We start from the raw sequence: 23,736 nt of genomic DNA, 5'->3' as shown, positions 1-23,736 counted from the left end.
TGTGATTACTCTGTACGGCATTAAAAACTGCGACACCGTAAAAAAAGCCCGCAAATGGCTGGAAAAGAATGGGGTCGACTATCAGTTTCACGATTTCCGTGAAGACGGCATGGACAATGTGCCCCTAAAAGCCTGGCTGAATAAATTTGGCTGGCAGGAAGTACTGAATCGCCGCTCCACCAGTTGGCGCGCCCTGAGCGAAGCGCAGAAAAACACAATGGACAACGCCAGCGCTTTGACCCTGGCCATCGAGACCCCCACCCTGATCAAACGCCCGGTGACCACCTCAGGCGGCACTACCCACTTCGGTTTTAAAGAGCAAGAATTCGCCGCACTTACCGGCCAAGCCAACTAGGAGAAAAATATGAGCGATATCTACAGCATCGGATTTGGCGTTGGCACCTGCAATAGCAAGGGCGACTGGCTGGAAGTCTTCTATCCAAAACCGCTGTTCAAACCCAGTGCAGAAATAGCGAAAGCGGTGACCGAGACTCTGCATATCGAAAGCGGCAACCACAGCCTGCCTCTCGACGCGACCCTGCTGCACAGCCTCACTGAAAAACTGCACAGCGCCGGGGCGGGCGAACAGGCGGAGATCCTACAGCAGTTCGCCAACAGCCACCGACCTCTGGTAGTGGCCGTACTTTCCAGCGACGAGGCGCCACAGACAGTACCTGAAGCCTATTTAAAATTACATTTGCTTTCCCACCGGCTGGTGAAACCCCACGAAACGAATCTCGAAGGTATCTTCGGCAAACTGGTCAATGTGGCCTGGACCAATCAGGGCGCGATCGACCTGGAAGAACTGCCACAGCGCCAACTGGAAGCGCGCCTGAACGGAGAGCACTTGGAAGTTGCCTGTGTCGACAAATTTCCCAAGATGACCAACTACGTGGTGCCCACGGGCGTCCGTATCGCCCACACCGCGCGTGTGCGTCTCGGCGCCTATCTCGGTGAGGGCACCACGATCATGCACGAGGGCTTCGTCAACTTTAACGCGGGCACCGAGGGACCAGGCATGATCGAAGGCCGCATCTCGGCCGGCGTTTTTGTCGGTGCTGGCTCCGATCTGGGTGGCAGCAGCTCCACCATGGGTACTCTCTCCGGCGGCGGAAACATAGTGATTTCCGTGGGCGACAACTGCCTGCTGGGTGCCAACGCCGGTATCGGCATCCCCCTGGGGGATCGCTGCACCGTGGAAGCGGGTTTATATATCACCGCTGGGACCAAAGTGGCCCTACTGGACGACAGCGGCAAACTGGTCGAACACATCAAAGCACGCGAATTGGCCGGAAAATCCGACCTCCTGTTCCGCAGAAATTCCACCAATGGCGCCGTTGAATGTTTAACGAATAAGAGTGCCATTGAGTTGAATGCAGCTCTGCACAGCAATTAAAACCTGACCCTGCGGGGCCCCGGCCCCGCCCGCTCTCCACCTGCATAAATTCCGATAACAACGCACCTGATCAACTAAAAGGATTATTCCGTGACCCCCACACTGCAACTGGCCTTTGACCTTATCCGCCGTCGCTCCGTAACCCCCGAGGACGCAGGCTGTATGGATCAGATGATTGAGCGGCTGGAAAAAATTGGGTTCAAGGTGACAAAGTTGCGCCGTGGCGATACCGATAATTTTTGGGCGGTGCGCAACGGGCAAAGCAAAGGCCCTCTGCTTGCCTTTGCCGGTCACACCGATGTCGTGCCGAGCGGGCCGGAGGAAAACTGGAGCAGCCCCCCCTTCGAACCCAAAATCCACGATGGCTTTCTGTATGGTCGCGGCGCGGCCGATATGAAGGGTTCACTGGCAGCAATGGTGGTGGCCTGCGAGGAGTTTATCCACCAACACTCTGATCACAGAGGTCGCATCGCCTTTTTGATCACCAGCGACGAAGAGGGACCGGCAATCAACGGCACAGTCAAAGTCGTTGAGTGGCTTGAGAAGCAGGGAGAAAAAATAGACTGCTGTATTGTCGGTGAGCCCTCCAGCAGCGAGCGCGTCGGCGATATTATCAAGAATGGAAGACGCGGCTCCCTGGGCCTTGAATTAAAAGTCTTCGGTGTGCAGGGACATGTGGCCTATCCACATCTGGCGGAAAACCCAATTCACAATTTGGCCCCAGCTCTCGCTGAACTGGCCGCAGAAGAGTGGGATCAGGGCAACCAATTTTTCCCAGCCACCAGCTTCCAAGTTTCCAACATCAACGGAGGCACAGGAGCAACCAATGTGATTCCCGGTGAGGTGGATCTGCTCTGTAACTGGCGCTTTTCTACAGAATCCACCGCCGAAGAACTGGAGGCCCGTGCCCGAGCAATCCTGGATAAGTACAACTTAAAATATGAAGCGAACTTTAATTTGTCCGGGCACCCCTTCCTCACTGCCGAGGGTCCACTGGTCCACGCTGTAGAGCAAGCGATTCAAAAAATCACAGGAAAGGAAACAGAGTTATCGACGGCCGGGGGCACTTCGGATGGCCGTTTTATCGCTCCAACAGGAGCGCAGGTAGTGGAACTGGGGCCGATCAATGCCACTATTCACAAAGTTGATGAGAGAGTCAAAGCCGACGATTTGGATATACTTAAGGAAATCTATCGGGAAGTACTTAGGGAGCTTCTAACCTGAGCTTACTGCCCCAGATGATAATTATTTATTAATTGCACGGACTATCCCACTAAATACACGGATCGGCTTATTCGCCTCCTAACCAACTGCCTCTGCGGTATGCTCCTTCCGATAACAAAATGGAGGAGCCCGCAGATAATGAACAGACTATTGAAAATAGCCGCGGCGATATTAATCGCCAGTCCTGCCCTCGCTGAAGAGCAACCCACTAACTTCAGCTATGAGGATGTATTCAATCTCGAGTATGCCAGCGACCCTCAGTTCAGTAACGACGGAAAGAGTATTTACTACGTCCGCAACTCCATGAACAAAATGGCGGACAACAAGCGGGCAAACCTATGGCGCATCAGTGCCGACGGCAAGGACCACCGCCCACTGACCTCAGGAGATTACTCTGATTATTCGCCGCGCCTATCCCCGGACGGTAAAACAATCGCCTTTATCAGTTCCCGCAGTGGCAGCCCCCAGATACACCTATTGTGGCTCGACAACGGCCAAAATCTGCAGATCTCCCACCTGCCAAAATCCCCTTCAAATATTCAGTGGTCACGAGACGGCAAACAAATTGCCTTCACCATGTTTGTGCCCGAGAGCAAACCGCTCCCGGTTGAACTACCCGGTGCCCCCGAGGGCGCAGAGTGGGCAAAACCACCCCAGTTTATCGACCGCAGTATTTATCGTGCGGACGGCATGGGTTACCTAAAGCAGGGGCACACCCAGGTATTTGTCATCCCCCGTGAGGGCGGCACCCCGCGTCAGCTTACCAGCGGTGAGTTCGATCACGGCAGTAGTCTCGCCTGGAGCAAAAACAACGACGCCATTTACTTTTCTGCAAACCGCCACCCCGATCACGAGATCGAATTGATGAACTCTGAAATTTATAGAGTAAATCTCAAGGATGGCAACATCGAGCAGATCACCGAAAGATTCGGGCCCGATCACCATCCGCAGATTTCCCCCGATGGTAAAAAGCTTGCCTACCTGGGATTTGAGGATCAACGGCTCGGGTACCAACAACACAGCCTGCGCATCATCGATCTCGACAGCGGCAAGTCCCGCAAAGTCCAAACCGCTAAAGACCGCAGCATCTCCAGCTTCGACTGGCTCGGCGACAGCAAACGTATCGCTTACAGCTACGACGATCAGGGCTCCACAAAAATTGCCATTAAAAAAATTGGTGGCAGTGACACTGTAGTCGCCAGTGATGCTGGCGGTCTATCGCTGGGGCGGCCCTACTCGGGCACTCACTTTGCCACATCCAAACGCGGAGCTATTGCTTACACGCAAACTAATCCGCAACATCCGGCAGAGCTGGCTTTGGCCAACAATGGCAAAGTAAAAGCGCTGACCAGCCTCAATAACGATGTAATGCCGCTGCGCAATATGGCCCGCGTGGAGGAGATCAATTACAAGTCCAGTTTTGATGGCCGCGATATACAGGGCTGGGTCGCCTACCCGCCCAATTTCGACCCGAAGAAAAAATATCCCCTGCTGTTGGAAATTCACGGCGGGCCCTTCTCTAACTATGGCCCCCGGTTTGCCGCCGAGGTGCAACTTTTTGCCGCCGCCGGCTATGTAGTTCTCTACACAAACCCACGGGGCTCCACCAGCTACGGGCATGAATTTGCCAACCTGATTCATCACAATTACCCGAGCCAGGATTACGACGATTTAATAGCCGGCGTCGATGCAGTAATCGACCAAGGTTATATCGATGAGGAGCAATTATTCGTTACCGGCGGCAGCGGCGGCGGCACCCTAACGGCCTGGATCATCGGAAAAACCGATCGATTTCGCGCAGCAGTTGTCGCTAAGCCGGTAATCAACTGGGAGAGTTTCGTCTTGACTGCCGACTATTCCAGGTTCTTTACCAAATACTGGTTCTCGGGTATGCCCTGGGAAAAACCTGAGGAATATCGCCGCCGCTCGCCGCTAACTTATGTGGGCAATGTCACTACGCCAACCATGCTGCTTACCGGAGAGGAGGACTACCGCACACCGATGTCCGAAACAGAGCAGTTTTACCAGGCACTGAAGTTGAACGATGTGGAAGCTGCAATGGTACGAATTCCAGGCGCCTCTCACAGTATTGCCGCAAGACCCAGCCAGATGATTGCGAAAGTGGCTTCTATTTTGTACTGGTTTGATCAGCATAAGTCGGATAGAGAAAGAGTAAATGAGAACTTAGCTAGTAAATAGCCAATAATCTTAAAATAAAAATGTGGGCAAAAAGCCCACACTTTTCCTACCAATGCATCTAATACAAAATTAAGGGTGAATCAAAGTTGCCTATTAGCCACCCCTGAGTCTACAATTTTATTCCCCTCTGCATAAAGGCGGCATTTTCCATAAACCTTATAACGCTGCCGAGATTTCTCGCAGAGATTAAGGGCATCATCATTTGCAGATTCCTGATTAACATTCTTCTCAGAAAAGCCCACAACAAAAGCCCCCCTAAAATCTAAAGCCAACGCGAAGGCTTTTTCCCCTGACATACCCTGGTATTTAGTAATACCTTCTCCCAGACCTTCTTTCACAGGTTTAGCGGATACACGAGGGCTGCTAACATTTTCAATTTCCCTGCGCATTGAACTTAGGCGAGCCTCCCTTTCCAAATTGGATAGCTGTACCATTAGGGGGCTAACAACCTGAGAGAAATATTCTTTCTCACGGCTAACATAAAGCTCATGGGCATACCACCATGCTATACCTGTGTGCCTTGGCGCACGTAAATAAGCCTGCTCCAGCATTTCTAGATAACTTTCTCTTGGATACCCTAGTACCTGCATTGCAATTGCAAGTTCATACCAATAAACAGGCACATCATCATGGGAATTAACAAGCTTAATATACTCATCTCGTATATCGGCTACTACGCTTAAATTGAGACTCTCTGCTTTTGAGAGTTCTTCAGCTAGCCTTATGCGTGTCTGAACTTCCAGGAACCATTTTTCATCGTGAAATTCAACGGGAATAGAACTTAACCACTCTCTTGCCCGAAGATAATCTCCACTCTGAAACTCTGCAGAGGCCATCGCTGAATTTAACTGATAACTATGAACACCCTGCTCTTTGGCATAATCAATGAATTCTTTTAATTTGTTAGACTTCTGCCCTGAAACCGCCATAAATTGCGCAATCTCTAAAATTGCATCTTCTTGGGAAAGCTGCCTTACGCTCTTAGCAAAATTAGCCATATTCATTTTAGGCATGCGCATTGTATAGTATCCAAAATCAGACTTTGATAACCGCAGATATTGAGATTCTAACTCTTCAAAACTCATACCCAACTCATCCCAAAGTGGTCGCGCTTCATTTGAGCTCTTACTATATCCTTCTAAATACCGCTGCAAAGCTTTAACACGATGCGGATCAAAAAGCAGCCTATGCGCCAACATCCAACCGTTAGCATATAAGGCTTCTCTCTCATTATTATTTAAAGAGCCATTCTTTGCTGTAAGGAGTTCTTTTAAAGATAACTCATCCAAATGACTTAAAGTAATTGCTCGACTTACTGGTATCATCCCCAGCTCATATTCTTCCCCATGAAAACTAACAGTTGAAAAGACTTCCGCCACACCCTCACTAAACCAATAAGGAAGATTGGATGAGTTACGCCCATAAGTAAGAAAATGTATATATTCGTGAAATAAAATCTGGCGTGCCGGGTTACCAGGGTAATATTGGTTTCCAGATAGGTTCACTAAAGCAAAGCTACCATGAGAGGTATTTTGAAATAAACCTACAACTCTCCGGGTATCATCCCTACCAGTAACTCCTTTAAAACTCAATCTATCTGAAAGAGCATACACAGTTAACTTTTGCTGATCTGGAATAAAATTAATATGCTTTGTGGCTGCTACTCTAAGTCTTTCAAGATCATCAGCCAACTTCTCTACCTTGTCCGGCTTCCCATTGGTGACAATACGAAAATGCTCGGTCTCAACCTCATACCAATTCGAGCTTATTAATTTTTGAGAAACAGAACACCCTCCAAAAAAGAAAACAAGAAAGAAAAGAAATGCAGGAAAAGATTTAAAAAATAAGAACTTGTGAAATATTTTGGCGCTCACTTAGATCCCTTAAAGGCCTTATTAAAGTTAAATAAAATTTAAAACTACCCATTAAACGACCCACAAAGAAGCAACCTCAAGAGATCGGGGGCCTCGAATAAACTTGAAGACTCACTCTCCGATTTAAACTTGGTACCACTTGAGAGAAAAGAAAAGCTAGAAAAACCTTATTTTCGCTTATAATAACAAGGCCATAACTTTTTACATTGAGGGGAAGAATATGAAACCTTATACAGATCTTTTAGCCTTTATTGATAAGCATATTGGTGTTGGGTCAGTAGAAAAACACCCAGCTGTGAACCTGTAATAAGTTAATACCACTCCGGTCTCCTTAGTACCAGTTGATTTATCAACTGGTACTTCAAATCCAAGATCAGATAAACGATCTTTTAATGGAGCTGCCCTGAAGTTTCTGAGAGCTCCTCGACTGAACTCACTGGCTCGTCTAAGCCATGTGACAGCACAAAATAATAAATGACCTGCATCTGCCCGTGGATTTCTGTCATCAGATCGAAGTTAAACTCGCCTCTCTCCCCTGGGCCCACTTGTACAGAAGCAATATGTGAGGGCTCGATAAAAAATTCCGCTACCGGGCGTTTGCCGCGCATCACTTGTACCAGCAGTGTACGGGTATCCTCCTCTGCAAAGCGCCAGTAGTAGTCATCATCATCGTAAACGACGCTCTCTGGAGTACCAGCTCGGAGAATGCAGTTGGGATGCTCGGCCAGCCAGGGCCAGAAATCTTTAAAGGGGATCGTCTGTGGCATGAAGATTTAGTCATCCAGCTCGACGACATTGGCGGCACCGCCTTCAAGGTTAAGCTCGCCGGCTATCTGTTTGCACCAGAGATTGAGACGCTCGGCAGTCAGCTCTTCCTGCTGGTCTTCATCGATAGCAAGACCCATAAATTTGCCTTCGCCCTCGATTTCCGCCTTGGAAGCCTCAAATTCATAGCCTTCTGTCGACCACAAGCCGACAATGGCCGCCCCTCGACCGACAATCACATCATGTAGCATGCCCATCGCATCCAGGAAGTAATCGCCGTAACCGAACTGATCGCCCAGGCCAAACAGGGCCACCGTCTTGCCGCTGAAGTCAATTTCCTGCACATCCTCCCAGAACTCCTCCCAGTCGGATTGGATCTGGCCGAAATCCCATGTGGGAATACCAAAAATCAGCTGCTCGTAGTTGGCAATGTCCAACTGTGTGACATCGGCTATATCAAACAGGTCCACCCGCTCCTCACCCATGCGGGCGCGGATGCGCAGGGCTACAGATTCGGTATTGCCTTCGTCACTGCCATAAAACAAGCCGATTTTGCTCACAGTCATTCCTCTTCGCCCAATCCGGGCCACACTAGATACCTATTGGCGGGGCGGCGTATTCTCCCAGCAAAGGCGGGGCACGGCAAGCTGGCCAAGGCTGTACCTCGACACAAAAAAGCCCCCATAATTGTGGGGGCAAAGGGTTATGAACCGACCGGGCCTCTGGGGAAGGGTGCGCCCGGTGGATCGCACAAGGAGTCTGCGATTTGGGGAAGATCAGCTCTCTGTAGCGCGGCGCTCAAGGCGCTCTTCACGCCACTTCATGCGGCGCTCTTTGCGCTGCTCTTTCAACTCTTCAAATTTAGCTTTCTGCTCATCCGTGAGGATCGCTTCGAACTGTTGGCGCAGTTGGAAGTGGTTCTGCATTTTTTGCACCTGCAACTTACCCAATTCGGCCCCGAGCTGATCTAGGGTGGCCTGGTCTGCACCGCTCTCCAGGGCGGCATGGATTTGCTTGCGCAGCTCTTGTAACTGCTGGCGCTGGGCATTCCTGCTTTCGCTATTGCTGTCTCTGTTAGCCTTCAACTGCGCTTTCTGGCCCTCAGTCAGTTCCAGCTTGCGCGCCATATGCTCATATCCACGCTTGTGATGGCCTTCCTCTGCGCCAAACGCCATAGTAGCTACAGGGGCAGCCATTACTCCGGCCAGGGCCAGGCTACTCAGCACCAGTTTCCAGTTTTTCATCACTCCGTCCTCACGTTTGTATTCAGTGATTTCATAGTAAGTCGGGCCTGTGTAAACAGGGGCAAACCGCAGTAAACATTTGTTAAGAACGGTAAAAAGCCTGCAGAGCTGTGATAACTAGCGCCAACGCTTTGCATATAATGGCCCCACAGCAATTGAGAGAACATCATGAGCCGCATCCTTCTAATCGACGACGACACAGAATTAACCGATCTGCTGAGGGAGTACCTCACCGGAGAGGGCTTTGATGTAACTGCCGCCAACGACGGTGGCCGCGGATTGGAGTTGGCCCAGAGCCAGCACTTTGATGCCCTGGTGTTAGATGTGATGCTACCGGTGCACAATGGCTTTGATGTACTGCGCAAGCTGCGCGAGGAGGCTTCTCCCACCAGCCGCTCCCTGCCGGTAATTATGTTGACCGCCAAAGGGGACACCGTAGACCGAATCGTGGGCCTGGAAATGGGTGCCGACGACTACTTACCCAAACCCTGTAATCCCCGCGAGTTGGCGGCGCGCCTGCGCGCAATTTTGCGTCGCGGTCGGGTTGAGGTAGAAAATAACGACAACAGCCTTAGCAGCGGCCCGTTACGCCTGCTACCAACCGAGCATCAGGCCTATTGGAGTGACCAGGCCCTATCCCTGACAGGGGCCGAATTTTCTGTGCTCAAGGTGTTAGTGCAAAGTGCTGGGGATGTAGTGGGCAAAGAGGTACTCACCGAGAATGCCCTGGGGCGTAAACTGATGCCCTACGACCGCTCCATTGATGTACATGTCAGCAACATTCGCAAGAAACTCGCGGACAAAGGCGCCAGCCGTGATCTGATTATCAATATACGCGGCGCCGGTTATATGCTCACCCAGGCCAAGCAGTAGGTAGTATCAAAATGCGCAGCCTCTTCTGGAAAATGTTTTTTGGCGCATGGATCACCGCCATGGTGATGGTGGTTGCCGCCATTTACATTACCCATTTTGGCGAGTTTGGTGACCCCCGCCAGGAAGAGCGCTGGGAGGGGCCCGCACTGTTTCGAGAGGTCATGCGCAATATGCGTATCGCTCGCCGCCACGGGCCCGAGCAATTTCAGCACTGGCTGGAACGCGCTCCGAAGAAGGTTAAGCGGCGGGTTTACGCAATAGATAGCGAAGGCAACGACCTGCTGGGGCGACCGTTGCCACAGAACATGGCGCCGCTGATCAACAGCCTCGACTACCGTAATCGCGAGGCCCATATGCTGGTGGATAACAAACCTACCGTGGGCTTCTTCCTGCCACTGCGCACAGGCGACCCTCTACGTATTGCCCTGGTTGCCGGAGATAGTAAAGAGGGGCTGCTACTGCGATTCCTTTGGCGCAACTTCTGGCCCATGCTGCTGCTCTCGATGATTGCCTCAGGCATTGCCTGTTATTGGCTGGCCAGCTACCTGAGCCGACCTTTAGAACAACTGCGCGCCGCCACCAAGCGTGTCGCCGCCGGAGGATTGGATTACCGGGTCGCCCCCAGCCTGCGCACCCGCAACGATGAATTGACCGACTTGGCACTGGACTTCGACTCCATGACCGCCCAGCTTCAGGAGTCCATGTCCGAACAGCGCCGCCTGATTAAAGATGTGTCCCACGAATTGCGCTCGCCCCTGGCACGACTGCAGGTAGCCCTCGCGATCGCCCGCCAGAAGCAAGTTGTAGAGCTCGATACTGAACTGGATAAAATCGGCAAAGCGGCGGACTATCTCGAAGATATTATCGCCGACGTTCTCTCCTTGCCGGTCAGCAACCAGGAGCAGCGCCCACTGGATGACGTAGTAGAGCTCAACAGTTTACTCTCAGCGCTGATCGACGACCTGCAGATCGAGGCGACGGATAAACATCTCGGCTTTGATATGAGCGTCAGTGGTGAAGAGCTGCTTGTCGCTACTCGCGGCAGCTCCCTGACCGCAGCGCTAGAGAATATCTTGCGCAATGCGATCAAATACAGCCCCAGCCACGGACTGGTGCGGGTACTGGTGCAGGAGTCCACAGACAATTGCAGCATCTCTGTAATCGACTCTGGCTCCGGCGTGGAAGAATCCGACCTAGAAGCCATATTCCGCCCCTTCTACCGCACGGACAGCGCCCGCACTCGCGAGAGTGGTGGTTTTGGCCTGGGACTGGCTATCGCCCAGCGCACGATATTGCATCACGGTGGCAGCATTACCGCACGCAATCACCCCGGTGCCGGCCTCTGTGTCGAGATCAAGCTGCCACTTATCCATCTCAGCGACGATTAAACCGCAGAGGAACTGCTATAACCTTGACTAGTGCCGGCTATTCGCCGGCAATCGGGGTCAGCGATCCCGAAAATATCAAAGGGCCCCGCTATGCGCTGGATACTCTATATCTTCGTATTTCTGATACTACTGCTCCTAGCCGGTTATCTGTTTCCCCGAGAAGTCTCCTTGGAGCGCAGTATCTACATCGACAAACCACCCCAAACCATATTCCCCTACGTCAACGACTATCGAAAATTCAACAGCTGGTCCCCCTGGCGGCATATAGATCCCGCCATGGAATATAAATACAGCGGTCCAGAAACGGGGGTAGGGGCAACCATGAGCTGGCATGGTGAAAACTCCAAAGAGGGCAGCGGAACCCAGACCATCATCGCCAGCACGCCGGACTCAACAGTACTCAACAAGCTTAATTTTGGTGACGGCAGTGAAGCCTCCGCGGAATTCAGGTTAATGCCCCAAAACGGCGGCACCCAGGTTGTCTGGAGTTTTAATACCGATACCGGTGGCGGCCCAAGGGAGCGCTGGATGGGGCTGGCCATCAAAAAAATGGTGGGGGAGTCCTACGAACAAGGACTGGCAAAGCTCAAGCAACTGATGGAGTCCAGTACCAAAACCGAGGGAGCCAATAAGGAGGAGACTAATGACACCAGTAATTCGGTGTCCGATATTCCCTCCGATGTCGACGACGCCATGGGTGGTGGCCCGCAGGGCGTACAGTCTGAGATGCAGAATCAACAGCAAGAAGAGGCTGGAGAAACTCCTGAAAATGAAGAGCAAAAGGAGAACCAGCCGTAGGCTAAAGCTAGCACCCAAGCACGAAAAAGCCCGCAGAATGCGGGCTTTTTCGTAAAAAAACGTAACCGTATCAGGACTTATTACGACGCTGCGCCGGTACCGGTGACTTACGCAGTTTGCGCCTCTGGCGTTCCAGGTTCTGTTTCTCTCCCTGGGTTAGCGGTCGCTGGCCCAGCTTGGGCAGACCGGCGGTGATACACAGGTCGTCAATTTCCCTGGGCTCCATCTCAATCCACTGGCCCACACGCACGTGGGATGGAATAAATACACTGCCATAGCGCACCCGCTTCAGGCGGCTCACGCGCACCCCCTGGGACTCCCACAAACGGCGCACCTCGCGATTGCGTCCCTCCATCACCACGCAGTAAAACCAGCGGTTTCTGCCCTCGCCGCCGCTTTCGACAATATCGGTAAAGCGCGCGGAGCCGTCATCCAATAGCACCCCTTTAAGCAGGCGTCGCTTCATCTCCTCATCCACATCTCCCTGGATGCGCACAAGGTATTCGCGATCGATCACCGATGAGGGGTGCATCAACTTGTTGGCCAGCTCGCCACTATTGGTAAACAGCAGCAGACCACTGGTGTTGAAATCCAGGCGGCCAACGGATATCCAGCGGCCGGTTTTCAGCCGGGGCAGGCGGTCGTAAACCGTGGGGCGCCCTTCCGGATCGTGGCGCGAGCAGATTTCGCCGACGGGTTTGTTGTATAGGATTACCCGGCAGCGGTTTTCCCCGCTGGAGGGCAAGCCCTGGCCATCAAATTCAATATGGTCCGCGCCGGTCACCCGTTCGCCGAGTTCCGCTACTTTTCCGTTAACGGTCACGCGACCCGCATCGATCGCGCGCTCCATCTCACGCCGCGACCCCAGGCCGCTGCGCGCTAATACTTTTTGCAATTTTTCGCCTGCTGGCGAGGTGCCATCACTCATGGGGTGGTGTTTTCCGCTTGCACTACTTCTTGGGAATCTTCATCGACATCGCTACTTCCCGGCTCCTCTTGATCGATTGCAGCCTCAGTGTCGATATCACCAAACAGGCTGCTTTTGGGCAGTGTTGCCGCGATAGGGGCTTGTGGCTCCCTAACGTCGTCGTCCTGTTCAATTTCGCTTTCATGTTCTTTTTCCGGAGTTGACTCCTCCTCGGCGTCAACACTCAAAGGCTCAGAAGCCTCTGGGCTTTCAGACTGCGTCTGCGCCAACTCCCATTCATCTTCCGGCGCCGCACCCCCGATCTCTTCTTGCGCCTCTGTGGACAACTCAGCTACTGCCACATCATCACTTTCGGCAGCTTCAGTCTCTATCTCGGGCTGCTCGGCATCGGTCTCTAGCTGTATATTGGCCTCCGCAGCGATTTCCTCAAGCGCTGCAGCGACCCGGGCATCCTCCTCAGCATCGGTATCCGTTTCCGCATCTTCAGATTCCTGCTGCTCCTCACTTTCCAGTGCGCCGGCCTCCTCTTCCGTTTTCACACTCGCCTGCTCACCCTCTGAAAGTTCCTCTCCCTCAGCGGCGAGTGCAGCCGCGATTTCCTCGGGGGGGAGCCCCTCTGATTCGAGAATCTTATTCAAGCTCTCGATATCACGGATTTCAGCCAAAGTGGGCAAGTCATCCAGGGAGGACAGATTGAAATAATCTAGGAAATCCCTGGTGGTCGCGTAGAGGGAGGGCTTACCGGGCACATCTCGGTGACCAACCACCTTGATCCAACCTCTATCCAACAGGGTTCTCACTATCTGGGAGCTGACCGCAACCCCGCGGGTCTCCTCAATATCCCCACGGGTGACCGGCTGACGGTAGGCAATAATCGCCAATGTTTCCAGAGTTGCGCGGGAATACCTTTGCGCTTTTTCCTCCCATAGGCGGTTCACCCAGGGGGCCAGATCTTCCGGCACCTGGAAGCGCCAACCACTGGCAACTTTTTTCAGCTCAAAACCGCGCCCAGCATAACTCTCGGCAATCTCACCGAGCACATCCCGTAGGGTTGTGGCGGAGGGGCGCTCCTCCTCGTCCAACAAGGACAACAATTTTTCCTCACTGAGGGGCTGAGCCGAAGCTAACAAGGCACCCTCCAGGATTCTGCGCAGTAATTCCGGAGCGATTGTCATCTTATTGTTCCAACTCTTCTTCTCTGGGCTCCACCTGCCCTTCAGAATGTGACTCCTGATCACTCAAGTCTTGACTCAAGGCACTCTCGGCATCGGAAAACCGGGGTGCTTCCCCCGGCTCTTCTGCGTAGGAGTCATCTGTACTTTCGTCAAGTTCATCATCTCCGGCTTCATTGCCCTGGCTAGCTGCGCGCACATGAATGGGCCCAAAAGCTTCATTTTGCACCAGCTCGACCAGAGACTCCTTGACCAGCTCCATCACCGCCAGGAAAGTCACCACCACGCCAAGGCGCCCCTCTTCTGCGGTGAACAGACTCACGAACGGCACAAACTGGCCGTGGCGGATCTGATCCAGCACCTGAGTCATACGTTCGCGGGTAGAGAGCTTTTCGCGTTCCACTTGGTGGCTCTCAAACATATCGGCGCGGCGCAACACATCCGCCAGCGCAACCAATACCTCCTTGAGATCCACCTCTGGGTCGGGCCGGGTAATATTACGGTCCGGTCCTTCGGCACTGGCCTGATGGATATCGCGGCCCATGCGCGGTATTTCATCGAGATCCTCGGCGGCAGTTTTGAAGCGCTCGTATTCCTGCAGACGGCGAATCAGTGCAGCGCGAGGGTCCTCACCCTCTTCTTCTTCCGCTGCTGGCGGGCGCGGCAACAGCATGCGCGACTTGATCTCGGCGAGCATTGCCGCCATCACCAAATATTCCGCCGCCAACTCAAAACGCATCGACGTCATCATCTCCACATAAGCCATATACTGGCGGGTGATGTCCGAGACGTTAATTTCCAAAATATCCAGGTTCTGGCGGCGGATTAAGTAAAGCAGCAGATCCAGTGGGCCTTCGAAGGCTTCCAGGATAACTTCCAGAGCATCTGGTGGAATAAAGAGATCTGGGGGCAGGTCGGTAAATGCCTCCCCCAACACGAGTGCGAGAGGGCCTTCGCCCTCTTCGCTCTCCTCGGAGAGCGGGTTTTCCGTGGGCGAATCAGCAGGGGCGGCAGATTCGGTAGCTGCAACATCGGCGAGCACCTGTTCCTCCACCTCGGCTATTAGTTCTTCACTGGACACCCTGCCCCACCCTCAAAATCGCAAACGGCCGATTATACACCAGTGAGGCACTAATCAGCCCAGTATTTCATCTGTGGCGCCACAGCCCTGGCGAATTAGCTCGGGCTCATCGCCTGTCAGGTCAATTACCGTAGTCGCTTCCATTCCACAAAAGCCACCATCAATCACCAGCTCCACCTGGTGCTCGAGGGTGTCGCGAATATCATAGGGGTCGGTCAGCGGCTGCGTATCGCCAGGCATAATCAGGCTGCAGCTCATCAACGGCTCACCCACCGCCTCAATCAGCTCCAAAGCAATGGGGTTGTCGGGCACGCGAATACCAATGGTTTTGCGCTTGGGGTGGATTAGACGGCGAGGCACCTCTGCGGTGGCCGGCATAATGAAGGTATAGGAGCCTGGGGTGTGGTTCTTTAGCAGGCGGAACATCTGGTTATCCACCTTGGCGTAAGTGGCTAACTCGGAAAGATCGCGACACATCAGGGTAAAGTTGTGATTTTTATCCAGCTGACGCAGGGCGCGAATCCGCTCAACCGCTAGCTTCTCCCCTAATCGGCAGCCTATCGCGTAGGCAGAATCAGTGGGATAAACAATCACCCCCCCACTAGTCACTATATCTGCGGCCTGACTGATCAGCCGCCCTTGAGGATTGTCCGGATGAATTTGAAAGAACTGCGCCACAAAGCCCCCAAGCTTTAATCAATTGAAACCTCTTGCGGCGGGCTCTGATACCCGCCGGGGATTAGGGTTCGACCAATGCCGACTCCCCCTCTGTTGTGATATGAAAATTCACACCGTCAGGCAGATACTGCTTCCCCAGGTCGATCCCGGTGCAGAGTGTGCCACAGATTCCACACCGGCTCGACGTCTTCGGGTAAACGCACACAGCCCAGTTCCCTCCAGGGCTGCTCCGGCTGGTGGAAATCACTTCCCAAAGAGCTCAACAATGGAGCTTTGCAGGAATCGCCAACGGCCAACGCCATGAGGGTGCGCAGTTCTCTGGTCTGCGTGGGGTTCTGCCGACCGCAGAGCAGCTCTATAGCATTCCCGCCACTGCGGTAGAACTCTGTCAGCAGACGCAGTAATTGGGTTCGAGTGAGACTGTACTTGAGAGGGTGTGCCAACACTGCCGCACCACCAGCAGACTGTATAGTTTCAACAGTCTCTTGCAATTGTGGCCATTCCACGCGCACATCACCGATCTTGCCGGCGCCCAGATAGCGCTTGAATGCCCGCGCTGTGTCCTCAACGTGCCCGGCTTGCACCAGCCAACGGGCGAAGTGCGGCCGCCCCAGTACGGAATCACCGGCAATCTCACGCCCCCCCTGCAAAGCGCCCTGAAAACCGTGCTTCTCTAGACGTTCGGCAATCCGCTCGGCGCGCTCTTGGCGCAATCGCTCGCGCAGGTCAATTGCCTGCCGCAAGCACTCAGCTGCCGGGTCAACATTCAATCCAACTACATGGACGGAGCGCCGCCCCCAAAGGCTGGAGAATTCGATCCCCGTCATCACGGTGATGCCTAATTGGTCACCAACCGCCTGTGCCTCAGCCACACCATCCACCGTATCGTGGTCAGTGAGTGCCATCAGTGTCACACCTTGAGATTTCGCCCTCGACACCAGCTCAGCAGGACTTAAAATACCGTCGGAAGCGGTACTGTGGCAGTGAAGGTCTACAAGGTCTGTATTCAGATCTTCTGGCAGGAAACTCAACAGCAGGCTCTCACTCTCTCTAGGGGTTAAAAGTCGCAGTATCTATTATTTGGAACAATCATCCGGTGGCGCTGTCCTACTCGCAACCGGTGTTTTCAAGGATAGGGCCCGGACCATAGGTCTCCCTTGGCGGCCACGAGGAACCGGAGTCTGACAGCAGTATTGTCAGTGGGGAAGCGATTTTCCTTGAGGGCCATTGCAATATGACCTCTCAACCAGCTTCCCGCGGGCATTATCACCGGAATTGAGTATGACCGAAACGAATTCGACCACCCCAGTAGCCCAACAGAAGCCCAAGAAGAAAGAGGGCCTGCTCGGCAACCTGCTTCTCAACATCGTTATCCCCACCCTGGTCCTGACCAAACTCTCCGGGGACGACTGGCTTGGCACCAAATGGGCCCTAGTGGTCGCACTGGCGTTCCCTCTCGGCTACGGACTGCGCGACCTCATTCGCTCTGGCAAGGTCAACTTCTTCTCCGCCCTGGGAACTATCAGCATCCTGCTCACCGGTGGTATCAGCCTGCTGGAGTTGGATCCGCAGTATATCGCCATTAAAGAAGCCGCCATTCCAGGACTGCTGGGTATCGCCACCGTTGCCTCCCTCTACACTCGCTGGCCACTGGTAAAGACACTTTTGTACAACGACCAGATACTGGATACCGCCAAGATCGCCCAGAGTCTCGCCAACAAAGGCAACCAGGGTGCCTTTGAGCGCACCTTACAACAGGCGTCCTGGATGATCGCCGCCTCTTTTTTCCTCTCCTCAGTACTCAACTACGTACTGGCGAAAGTTATTTTACAGAGCCCTCCGGGTACGGAAGCCTTCAATGAGGAGCTGGGTAAAATGACCGCACTCAGCTATCCGGTGATCGCCCTACCGGCCACCATTATTTTAATGCTGGTGCTCTTTTTCCTCTTTTCCCGTATCGGCAAGCTTACCGGGCTGAAGCTGGAAGAAGTCATGGTTGCCCAATAACAAAATTTCCTGATCAACTAACAAGAGCAAAATTCACAATGTGGTACGCAATCATCAGTGAAGATGTTAGCGATAGTCTCCCTTTGCGCAAAAAAGCGCGTCCAGACCATTTAGCCCGACTCAACCGTCTTAAAGACGAGGGGCGCCTGCTGGTTGCAGGCCCGCACCCCGCCATTGATAGCGAAGAACCCGGTGAGGCTGGCTTTAGCGGCAGCCTAGTGGTTGCCGAATTTCCCTCGTTTGAGGAGGCTCAGGCCTGGGCCGACAGCGATCCCTATATGGCTGCTGGCGTCTACGCTTCAACTTCTGTCAAGCCATTCAAATTAGTACTGCCCTAATAACAACAAGCACAAGCTGTATCGCAATGAAGAAATTATTGTGCGGCCTGATCGCCGCCACACTGCTCAACGCAGTCCCGGCAACTGCCGCCGCCGAAACTCGCTATATCACCGACCAGCTACATGTGCCCATGCGCGCCGGTAAAGGCAATGGATTTCGTATCCTGCACCGCGGCTTGCCCAGCGGCACCCAGCTCAGTGTTCTCGAAGATGCCCCGCAAGAGGGGTGGACCCGCGTGCGCACCCAGGGTGGCACAGAGGGGTGGGTGAGGCGCCAATACCTGGTCTCCGACCCAGTGGCCAAACTCAAGCTGGAACAAGCGGAAGCGAACCTGGCACGCTTTGAGAAAATGGAAGGCAACCTCGGTGGGGAAGTCCGCCGCCTGGAGGAAGAAAATAGCAAGCTGAGTAGCTCCCTGGAGTCCGCCCAGCAACAGAGCCAGACTCTCGCAGCCGAGCTGAAAACCCTAAAGGCGTTATCGGCAGATGCCCTGGCACTCAATGAGCGCCACCAGAAGCTCCTGCACCAGCACGAACTACTCAAGCAGAAGAAGACCATGGCAGAAGCGGAAATTCAGCGCTTATCCGGCAGTGAAAGCCACAAGTGGTATATGTATGGCGCTCTGTCTGTACTACTGGGCGCCCTCCTTGCAATGATTGCCCCGCACCTACGCCCGCGCAAGCGCCACTCAGAGTGGGCGAACTGATTTCGCCCACTCTCGTCGAAATCGCATACTATTGAGCCCCGGGGGAAGTGATATCCCCCCAGGCCCTACATCCAACTCAAAAGCGGCTGTGTCGAAACACTGCCGTAAAACCTAAAGGACTTAGGATGATGCGTAAACTATTTGCAATGCTACTCTGTGCAACCCTTGCCCTTCCCGCATTGGCCAAAAACCCGCGCGTGGAACTTAAAACCGACTTGGGCATTATTCAGATCGAACTCTTCGCCAAAGAAGCTCCGGTCACCGTACAGAACTTCCTTACTTATACCGATAACGGCTTTTACAATGGGATCATCTTCCACCGGATAGTGCCGGGCTTCGTAGTTCAGGGTGGTGGATTTACTTTCGATTTCCAGAGAAAGGAAACCCAAGACCCCATCGTCAACGAATCTGCCAACGGCCTGCAAAACCTGCGCGGCACCCTCTCCATGGCAAGAACCAACGACCCAGATAGCGCTACCTCTCAGTTTTTTATCAATTTGGTCGATAACACCAGGCTCGACGCCCAAGAAGACAAGCCCGGCTACGCTGTTTTTGGCCGGGTGATTGCCGGCATGGATATTGTGGAAAAGATGGTAGAACAGCCAAGGGGCCTTTATCGACAGCACCCAAGTGCCCCCAACACGCCCATCCGCATCCTTGAGGCCAAACGTATAGACACCGGTGACAACGCCGTCGCCACCAACAGCAAGGGAGAATAAGCTGTGATCGCTCTCAGTGTTAATCTCAACAAGATCGCCCTGATCCGCAATTCCCGCGAGGGTAACTTCCCCGATGTCACTGCCCACGGTCGGATATGCCTAGATGCTGGTGCGCAGGGTATCACCGTACACCCACGCCCAGATCAACGCCATATCCGCCCCAATGACGTGCGCGAATTGGCTGCACTGTGCCGCGATCGCCAGGGTATTGAGTTCAATATTGAGGGCAATCCCTTTGCCCTGCACCAGGGGGACTATCCCGGCCTGATGCCGTTAGTACTGGAAACCCAACCAGACCAGTGCACCCTGGTCCCCGACAGCAACGACCAGCTAACCTCCGATCACGGCTTCAACCTCAAGCTCGATGGCCCGCGCCTGGTCCCCCTGATCGCTAGACTCAAGGGCGCCGGTGTCCGAGTTAGCTTGTTTATGGATCCGGATCTAGAGCAGATCAGCCTGGCCAAAGATGTGGGTGCTGATCGCATTGAGCTGTATACAGGCCCCTATGCAGATGCAGCCGCAAAACAGAGCGCGGAGCTGGAAGAAATCTTCAGCGCTCACTGCGCCGCCGCCGAGCATGCACGCCAATTGGGACTGGGGGTCAATGCGGGCCACGACCTGAACCTGGTCAACCTGCCCCGCTACCGCACCCTGCCAGGATTACAGGAAGTCTCAATCGGCCACGCCCTCACCGTAGACGCCATCGGTATGGGGCTGGAGAATGCTGTTAAAGCTTACCTGGACTGCCTCGCCGGCAACTAATGAAGACACTCAACATTATTGGTGCCGGGCGCCTGGGGAAAACTCTCGGGCGCTTGTGGCAACAGACCGGTTTTTTTCAAGTTCAAGCGATTTTTAACCGCGGTCTAGATAGCGCACAGGCTGCCGCCGAGTTTATCGGCGCCGGGCACGCAGTAGCCGCGCTGGAGTTAATGAAGCCCGCAGACTTCTGGCTAATCGCCTGCAGCGATAGCGAGATTGCCGCAACAGCTGAACGCCTCGCCAACCACCTAGGCGAACGCGAAAACATAGCTGCCTTCCACTGCAGTGGCGCCCTGAGCTCACAAGTGCTCGAAGTGCTACGCCCTGCCGCTATCGCCAGCGCCCACCCGGTGCACAGCTTTGCCGATCCGCTGCGCTCCCTCAACAGTTTCGCCGGCAGTAGCGTCGCCCTAGAGGGCGAAAGCTCTGCAACAAAGGCTTTAGCAGAAGCTTTCACTGCCATAGGCTGTGAAATACTCAACATCGAAGCCCAGCACAAGTCTCTATACCATGCCGGTTCGGTGATCGCGTGCAACTATCTCACCGTACTCATAGATCTCAGCCTGAGCAGTTTCGCTGCGGCGGGTATCGACCGCGATAGTGCCCTCAAGTTACTGGAGCCGATTGTTCTGCAGACTGCACATAACAATATAGCTCTGGGGCCGGAGAATTCTCTCACCGGCCCGATCGCCCGGGGCGACCTGGAAACGGTAGCCAACCAGCTGAAAGACTTAACCTCCACAGCCCCGGAACTCGCGCACCACTATCGCCAACTGGGCCTCGCCTGTGTAGAGTTGGCGCGGCGGGGCCAGCTATCCGATGAGAGCGCGGCCAAATTGATCGAATTACTGAGCGAGCCAATGCGGTGAAAGACTCCTCTGAATACCTAAAAAAAAGGGCCTTTTTCGACAGCCTACTGACTATTTATGGGCGCAAGCCGGTGCTCGAAGCACTGGAAGACCCAGAACTTCCGGTACACAAGCTGCACCTGGCTAGCAGCAACCGACGCGACCAGCTGATCAGTCGAATGGAGTCTCTGGCCGAGGAGCGCCAGATAGAAATCTCCTACTTGGACCGGAAAGAACTCTCCCGCATCTCGAAAAATTCTCGCCAGGACCAGGGTGTAGCGCTGGATCTGGCCCTACCCAACTACGGCAACTACAAAGCCTTCCTGCCCAAGAATGAGGCTAAGACCTACGAACTTTTAGCGCTGGACGGTATTACCAATCCACAAAATCTCGGCATGATTATCCGATCAGCCTGTGCCGGCGGTGTGGATGGTATTCTCCTGCCGAGAAAGGGCTGCGCACAGATTGACCCACTGGTGATCAAAGCCAGCACCGGCACTCTGTTTAAAACCCAGATACTACGGTGCAACACCCTGGCCGATGCACTAAGCGATTTTCGCGATTCCGGCACACGTATCTGTGGCCTGTCCTCCCATGCCTCAATAACCCTTGCAGAGGTTCCCGGTAACAAAGCAACTATTTTTGTTCTGGGCAATGAAACCCGCGGGGTTAGCGATGCGGTCACCAAGCAGTGTAGCGAGCTGGTGCGTATCCCCATGCAAAATGGTGTGGAGAGCCTCAACGTAGCGGTTACTGCGGCACTGATCAGCTTCCGGCGCCAGCTTTAATCCGCCCAGGGCATCTCTGTGCAAAAGGTGCCCCTTCTTTCACTTTCAGCTCCCTAATTACCAACTACAACCCTCTCGAAGAGTGGCTACCCACAGATTCTGTGGATATCTCTGAGGATAACTATTCTTTCCCTGTCGCAAAGGCCCATGGTTGCGCCAATGTGACAATCTGAAGAAAAAATGACCAGCTTTTGAAACGCCCAAAAAATCAACGAGTTACAGTGAATTACAAGATAAAAGCGAGAGACGTGCGCACCAGTTAAGCGCCATTTGAAGTAAAGAGCTCAGCTGTGGAAAGTGGCACGCTTGGCGGGGGAAATAGAGAAATGGGGCGCCAAGCGCCCCATTAAAGAAGTGAGATTAAGCGCTTACTCCCACTCGATGGTAGCCGGTGGCTTGCTCGATACGTCGTAAGCCACACGGGAGATATGCTCTATCTCATTAATAATGCGGTTAGAGACTTTCTCAATCAACTCGTAGGGCAAATGCGCCCAACGTGCCGTCATAAAGTCCACGGTTTCCACGGCTCGAAGCGCCACTACATATTCATAGCGGCGGCCATCGCCCACCACACCAACCGATTTCACCGGCAGGAATACCACAAATGCCTGACTGGTTTTGTGATACCAATCAGCCTTGTGCAACTCCTCGATAAAGATGGCGTCTGCCTCGCGTAAGATATCGGCATACTCTCTCTTTACCTCGCCGAGAATGCGAACGCCCAGGCCCGGTCCCGGGAAGGGGTGGCGGTAAACCATATCGTAGGGCAGCCCCAATTCCAGGCCGATTTTGCGCACTTCATCTTTAAACAGCTCACGCAGTGGTTCCACCAATTCAAACTGCATATCTTCCGGCAAGCCTCCCACATTGTGGTGAGACTTGATTACATGAGCTTTACCCGTTTTGGCCGCGGCAGATTCGATCACATCTGGATAAATAGTACCCTGAGCCAGGAACCTCACATCCTGCAATTTGGACGCTTCTCGATCGAAAATCTCGATAAAGGTATTGCCGATAATTTTGCGCTTGGCTTCAGGCTCATCCACACCTGCCAGACGTGAGAGGAAATCCTCTTCCGCATCGGCGCGAACAACCCGTACGCCCATATTGTCGGCAAACATTTGCATCACCTGATCGCCCTCATTTTTGCGCAACAGGCCGTTGTCTACAAAAACACAGGTCAGCTGATCGCCAATAGCCTTGTGCAGCAGTGCCGCCACCACAGAGCTGTCGACACCCCCGGAGAGACCCAGCAACACCTTGCCATCACCTACCTGTTCGCGCACTTTGGCAATGGAGTCCTCGATAATATTGGCCGGGGTCCAGAGCTTTTCACAACCGCAGATGTCGATGACAAAGTGTTCATAGATGCGCATACCCTGCAGGGTATGTGTCACTTCCGGATGGAACTGTACCCCAAAGAAGTTCTTGTCGGCGGAGTACATACCAGCAATGGGGCAGGAATCGGTGGAGGCCATCAGCTCAAAGCCTTCTGGCATTTGCACGACTTTGTCGCCGTGGCTCATCCATACATCCAGCAGCGCCTCACCTTCATCGTTGAGGTGATCTTTGATATCGCGCAGCAGATTGGAAGTGCCCTCTACTTTTACCTGGGCGTAGCCAAACTCGCGGACGTTACTTCCCTGTACGGCACCACCTAGCTGGTGTGCCATGGTCTGCATACCATAGCAAATCCCCAGAACAGGCACGCCTAAGCTGTAAACCACTTCTGGCGCGCGGGGAGAGCCCTCTTCCGGTACAGATTCGGGCCCACCGGCCAGGATAATACCTTTCGGGTTATATTCGCGGATCTCTTCTTCGCTCATGTCGAAGGCGCGAATTTCGGAAAAAACACCCAGCTCGCGCACACGGCGGGCGATCAATTGGGTGTACTGGGACCCAAAGTCGAGGATCAGAATTCGGCTGGAGTGGATATCTTGGCTCATG

General features: G+C 53.7%; 23 protein-coding genes and 1 pseudogene. 14 read left to right on the top strand and 10 right to left on the bottom strand.

Annotated elements, in window-relative coordinates:
• Nucleotide 1 precedes the first annotated feature (1 nt).
• The 4 genes from ACJJIT_RS05180 to ACJJIT_RS05165 all read left to right on the top strand — a co-directional run bounded on the left by ACJJIT_RS05180 (nucleotide 2) and on the right by ACJJIT_RS05165 (nucleotide 4,819).
• On the top strand, nucleotides 2–355 hold the full coding sequence (locus ACJJIT_RS05180) for an ArsC family reductase (RefSeq protein ID WP_444900193.1): 354 nt from the start codon (nucleotides 2–4) through the stop codon (nucleotides 353–355).
• Nucleotides 356–364: 9 nt separating this feature from the next.
• Nucleotides 365–1,396, top strand: coding sequence for a 2,3,4,5-tetrahydropyridine-2,6-dicarboxylate N-succinyltransferase (dapD, locus tag ACJJIT_RS05175; RefSeq protein ID WP_444900192.1), 1,032 nt, complete (start codon nucleotides 365–367; stop codon nucleotides 1,394–1,396).
• 90 nt (nucleotides 1,397–1,486) lie between these two features.
• On the top strand, nucleotides 1,487–2,620 hold the full coding sequence (gene dapE, locus ACJJIT_RS05170) for a succinyl-diaminopimelate desuccinylase (protein WP_444900191.1): 1,134 nt from the start codon (nucleotides 1,487–1,489) through the stop codon (nucleotides 2,618–2,620).
• 138 nt (nucleotides 2,621–2,758) lie between these two features.
• Nucleotides 2,759–4,819: a prolyl oligopeptidase family serine peptidase gene (locus ACJJIT_RS05165; protein ID WP_444900190.1), complete on the top strand. Its 2,061-nt coding sequence runs from the start codon at nucleotides 2,759–2,761 to the stop codon at nucleotides 4,817–4,819.
• An 80-nt stretch (nucleotides 4,820–4,899) separates the two neighbouring features.
• Here the strand turns inward: ACJJIT_RS05165 and ACJJIT_RS05160 are convergent, their stop codons facing one another.
• From ACJJIT_RS05160 to ACJJIT_RS05145, 4 genes are all read right to left on the bottom strand, one after another.
• Nucleotides 4,900–6,693 (bottom strand): hypothetical protein, encoded by a 1,794-nt coding sequence (locus tag ACJJIT_RS05160; protein ID WP_444900189.1) that lies wholly within the window; start codon nucleotides 6,691–6,693, stop codon nucleotides 4,900–4,902.
• Between the two features lie 389 nt (nucleotides 6,694–7,082).
• On the bottom strand, nucleotides 7,083–7,460 hold the full coding sequence (locus ACJJIT_RS05155) for a hypothetical protein (protein ID WP_444900188.1): 378 nt from the start codon (nucleotides 7,458–7,460) through the stop codon (nucleotides 7,083–7,085).
• Nucleotides 7,461–7,466: 6 nt separating this feature from the next.
• Entirely contained in the window at nucleotides 7,467–8,018 is a 552-nt protein-coding gene (locus tag ACJJIT_RS05150) for a flavodoxin (RefSeq protein WP_444900894.1), read from the bottom strand.
• 216 nt (nucleotides 8,019–8,234) lie between these two features.
• Entirely contained in the window at nucleotides 8,235–8,702 is a 468-nt protein-coding gene (locus ACJJIT_RS05145) for a Spy/CpxP family protein refolding chaperone (protein WP_444900187.1), read from the bottom strand.
• A 168-nt stretch (nucleotides 8,703–8,870) separates the two neighbouring features.
• On the opposite strand from ACJJIT_RS05145, the gene ACJJIT_RS05140 reads away from it, so the two are divergent.
• From ACJJIT_RS05140 to ACJJIT_RS05130, 3 genes are all read left to right on the top strand, one after another.
• On the top strand, nucleotides 8,871–9,575 hold the full coding sequence (locus ACJJIT_RS05140; protein ID WP_444900186.1) for a response regulator: 705 nt from the start codon (nucleotides 8,871–8,873) through the stop codon (nucleotides 9,573–9,575).
• Nucleotides 9,576–9,586: 11 nt separating this feature from the next.
• Nucleotides 9,587–10,963 (top strand): ATP-binding protein, encoded by a 1,377-nt coding sequence (locus tag ACJJIT_RS05135; protein ID WP_444886835.1) that lies wholly within the window; start codon nucleotides 9,587–9,589, stop codon nucleotides 10,961–10,963.
• A 90-nt stretch (nucleotides 10,964–11,053) separates the two neighbouring features.
• The gene (locus ACJJIT_RS05130) at nucleotides 11,054–11,761 is read left to right on the top strand and encodes an SRPBCC family protein (RefSeq protein ID WP_444900185.1); all 708 of its coding nucleotides are present in this window, start codon (nucleotides 11,054–11,056) and stop codon (nucleotides 11,759–11,761) included.
• A gap of 70 nt (nucleotides 11,762–11,831) precedes the next feature.
• Here ACJJIT_RS05130 and rluB read toward each other — a convergent pair whose 3' ends face one another.
• The 5 genes and pseudogenes from rluB to ACJJIT_RS05105 form a co-directional block, all read right to left on the bottom strand.
• Entirely contained in the window at nucleotides 11,832–12,689 is an 858-nt protein-coding gene (rluB, locus tag ACJJIT_RS05125; protein WP_252082694.1) for a 23S rRNA pseudouridine(2605) synthase RluB, read from the bottom strand.
• Nucleotides 12,686–13,864 carry an SMC-Scp complex subunit ScpB gene (gene scpB / locus ACJJIT_RS05120; RefSeq protein ID WP_444900184.1) on the bottom strand — a complete coding sequence of 393 codons (1,179 nt, stop codon included), beginning with the start codon at nucleotides 13,862–13,864 and terminating at the stop codon, nucleotides 12,686–12,688. The genes rluB and scpB overlap by 4 nt, the downstream gene beginning before the upstream one ends.
• Nucleotides 13,865–14,042: 178 nt before the next feature.
• Nucleotides 14,043–14,903 (bottom strand): annotated as a pseudogene (locus ACJJIT_RS05115) (segregation and condensation protein A); the annotation flags it as partial.
• A gap of 93 nt (nucleotides 14,904–14,996) precedes the next feature.
• Nucleotides 14,997–15,620 (bottom strand): L-threonylcarbamoyladenylate synthase, encoded by a 624-nt coding sequence (locus tag ACJJIT_RS05110; RefSeq protein ID WP_252082697.1) that lies wholly within the window; start codon nucleotides 15,618–15,620, stop codon nucleotides 14,997–14,999.
• A gap of 116 nt (nucleotides 15,621–15,736) precedes the next feature.
• On the bottom strand, nucleotides 15,737–16,651 hold the full coding sequence (locus ACJJIT_RS05105) for a PHP domain-containing protein (protein ID WP_444900183.1): 915 nt from the start codon (nucleotides 16,649–16,651) through the stop codon (nucleotides 15,737–15,739).
• 250 nt (nucleotides 16,652–16,901) lie between these two features.
• On the opposite strand from ACJJIT_RS05105, the gene ACJJIT_RS05100 reads away from it, so the two are divergent.
• The 7 genes from ACJJIT_RS05100 (at nucleotide 16,902) to ACJJIT_RS05070 (ending at nucleotide 21,789) form a co-directional block, all read left to right on the top strand.
• A complete protein-coding gene (locus tag ACJJIT_RS05100) occupies nucleotides 16,902–17,627 on the top strand; it encodes a VC0807 family protein (protein ID WP_252082700.1) in 726 nt (241 codons plus the stop codon).
• Nucleotides 17,628–17,665: 38 nt separating this feature from the next.
• Nucleotides 17,666–17,965, top strand: coding sequence for a YciI family protein (locus ACJJIT_RS05095; protein WP_444900182.1), 300 nt, complete (start codon nucleotides 17,666–17,668; stop codon nucleotides 17,963–17,965).
• 26 nt (nucleotides 17,966–17,991) lie between these two features.
• Nucleotides 17,992–18,672: a TIGR04211 family SH3 domain-containing protein gene (locus tag ACJJIT_RS05090; protein ID WP_444900181.1), complete on the top strand. Its 681-nt coding sequence runs from the start codon at nucleotides 17,992–17,994 to the stop codon at nucleotides 18,670–18,672.
• A gap of 128 nt (nucleotides 18,673–18,800) precedes the next feature.
• Nucleotides 18,801–19,391 (top strand): peptidylprolyl isomerase, encoded by a 591-nt coding sequence (locus ACJJIT_RS05085; protein ID WP_444884163.1) that lies wholly within the window; start codon nucleotides 18,801–18,803, stop codon nucleotides 19,389–19,391.
• Between the two features lie 3 nt (nucleotides 19,392–19,394).
• Nucleotides 19,395–20,153 (top strand): pyridoxine 5'-phosphate synthase, encoded by a 759-nt coding sequence (locus ACJJIT_RS05080; protein WP_444900180.1) that lies wholly within the window; start codon nucleotides 19,395–19,397, stop codon nucleotides 20,151–20,153.
• Nucleotides 20,153–21,022, top strand: a complete 870-nt coding sequence (locus tag ACJJIT_RS05075) for a Rossmann-like and DUF2520 domain-containing protein (protein ID WP_444900179.1) — start codon at nucleotides 20,153–20,155, stop codon at nucleotides 21,020–21,022. Before ACJJIT_RS05080 ends, ACJJIT_RS05075 begins: the two co-directional genes overlap by 1 nt.
• On the top strand, nucleotides 21,019–21,789 hold the full coding sequence (locus ACJJIT_RS05070) for a TrmH family RNA methyltransferase (protein WP_444900178.1): 771 nt from the start codon (nucleotides 21,019–21,021) through the stop codon (nucleotides 21,787–21,789). Before ACJJIT_RS05075 ends, ACJJIT_RS05070 begins: the two co-directional genes overlap by 4 nt.
• A 368-nt stretch (nucleotides 21,790–22,157) precedes the next feature.
• Here ACJJIT_RS05070 and guaA read toward each other — a convergent pair whose 3' ends face one another.
• The gene (gene guaA, locus ACJJIT_RS05065) at nucleotides 22,158–23,735 is read right to left on the bottom strand and encodes a glutamine-hydrolyzing GMP synthase (protein ID WP_444900177.1); all 1,578 of its coding nucleotides are present in this window, start codon (nucleotides 23,733–23,735) and stop codon (nucleotides 22,158–22,160) included.
• Nucleotide 23,736 lies beyond the last annotated feature (1 nt).

The sequence above is a fragment of the Microbulbifer mixtoriginis (SeqCode) genome, assembly GCF_052467515.1.
Note: the sequence above shows the minus strand (reverse complement) of the source record. Positions and strands in the feature narration are given on the sequence as shown.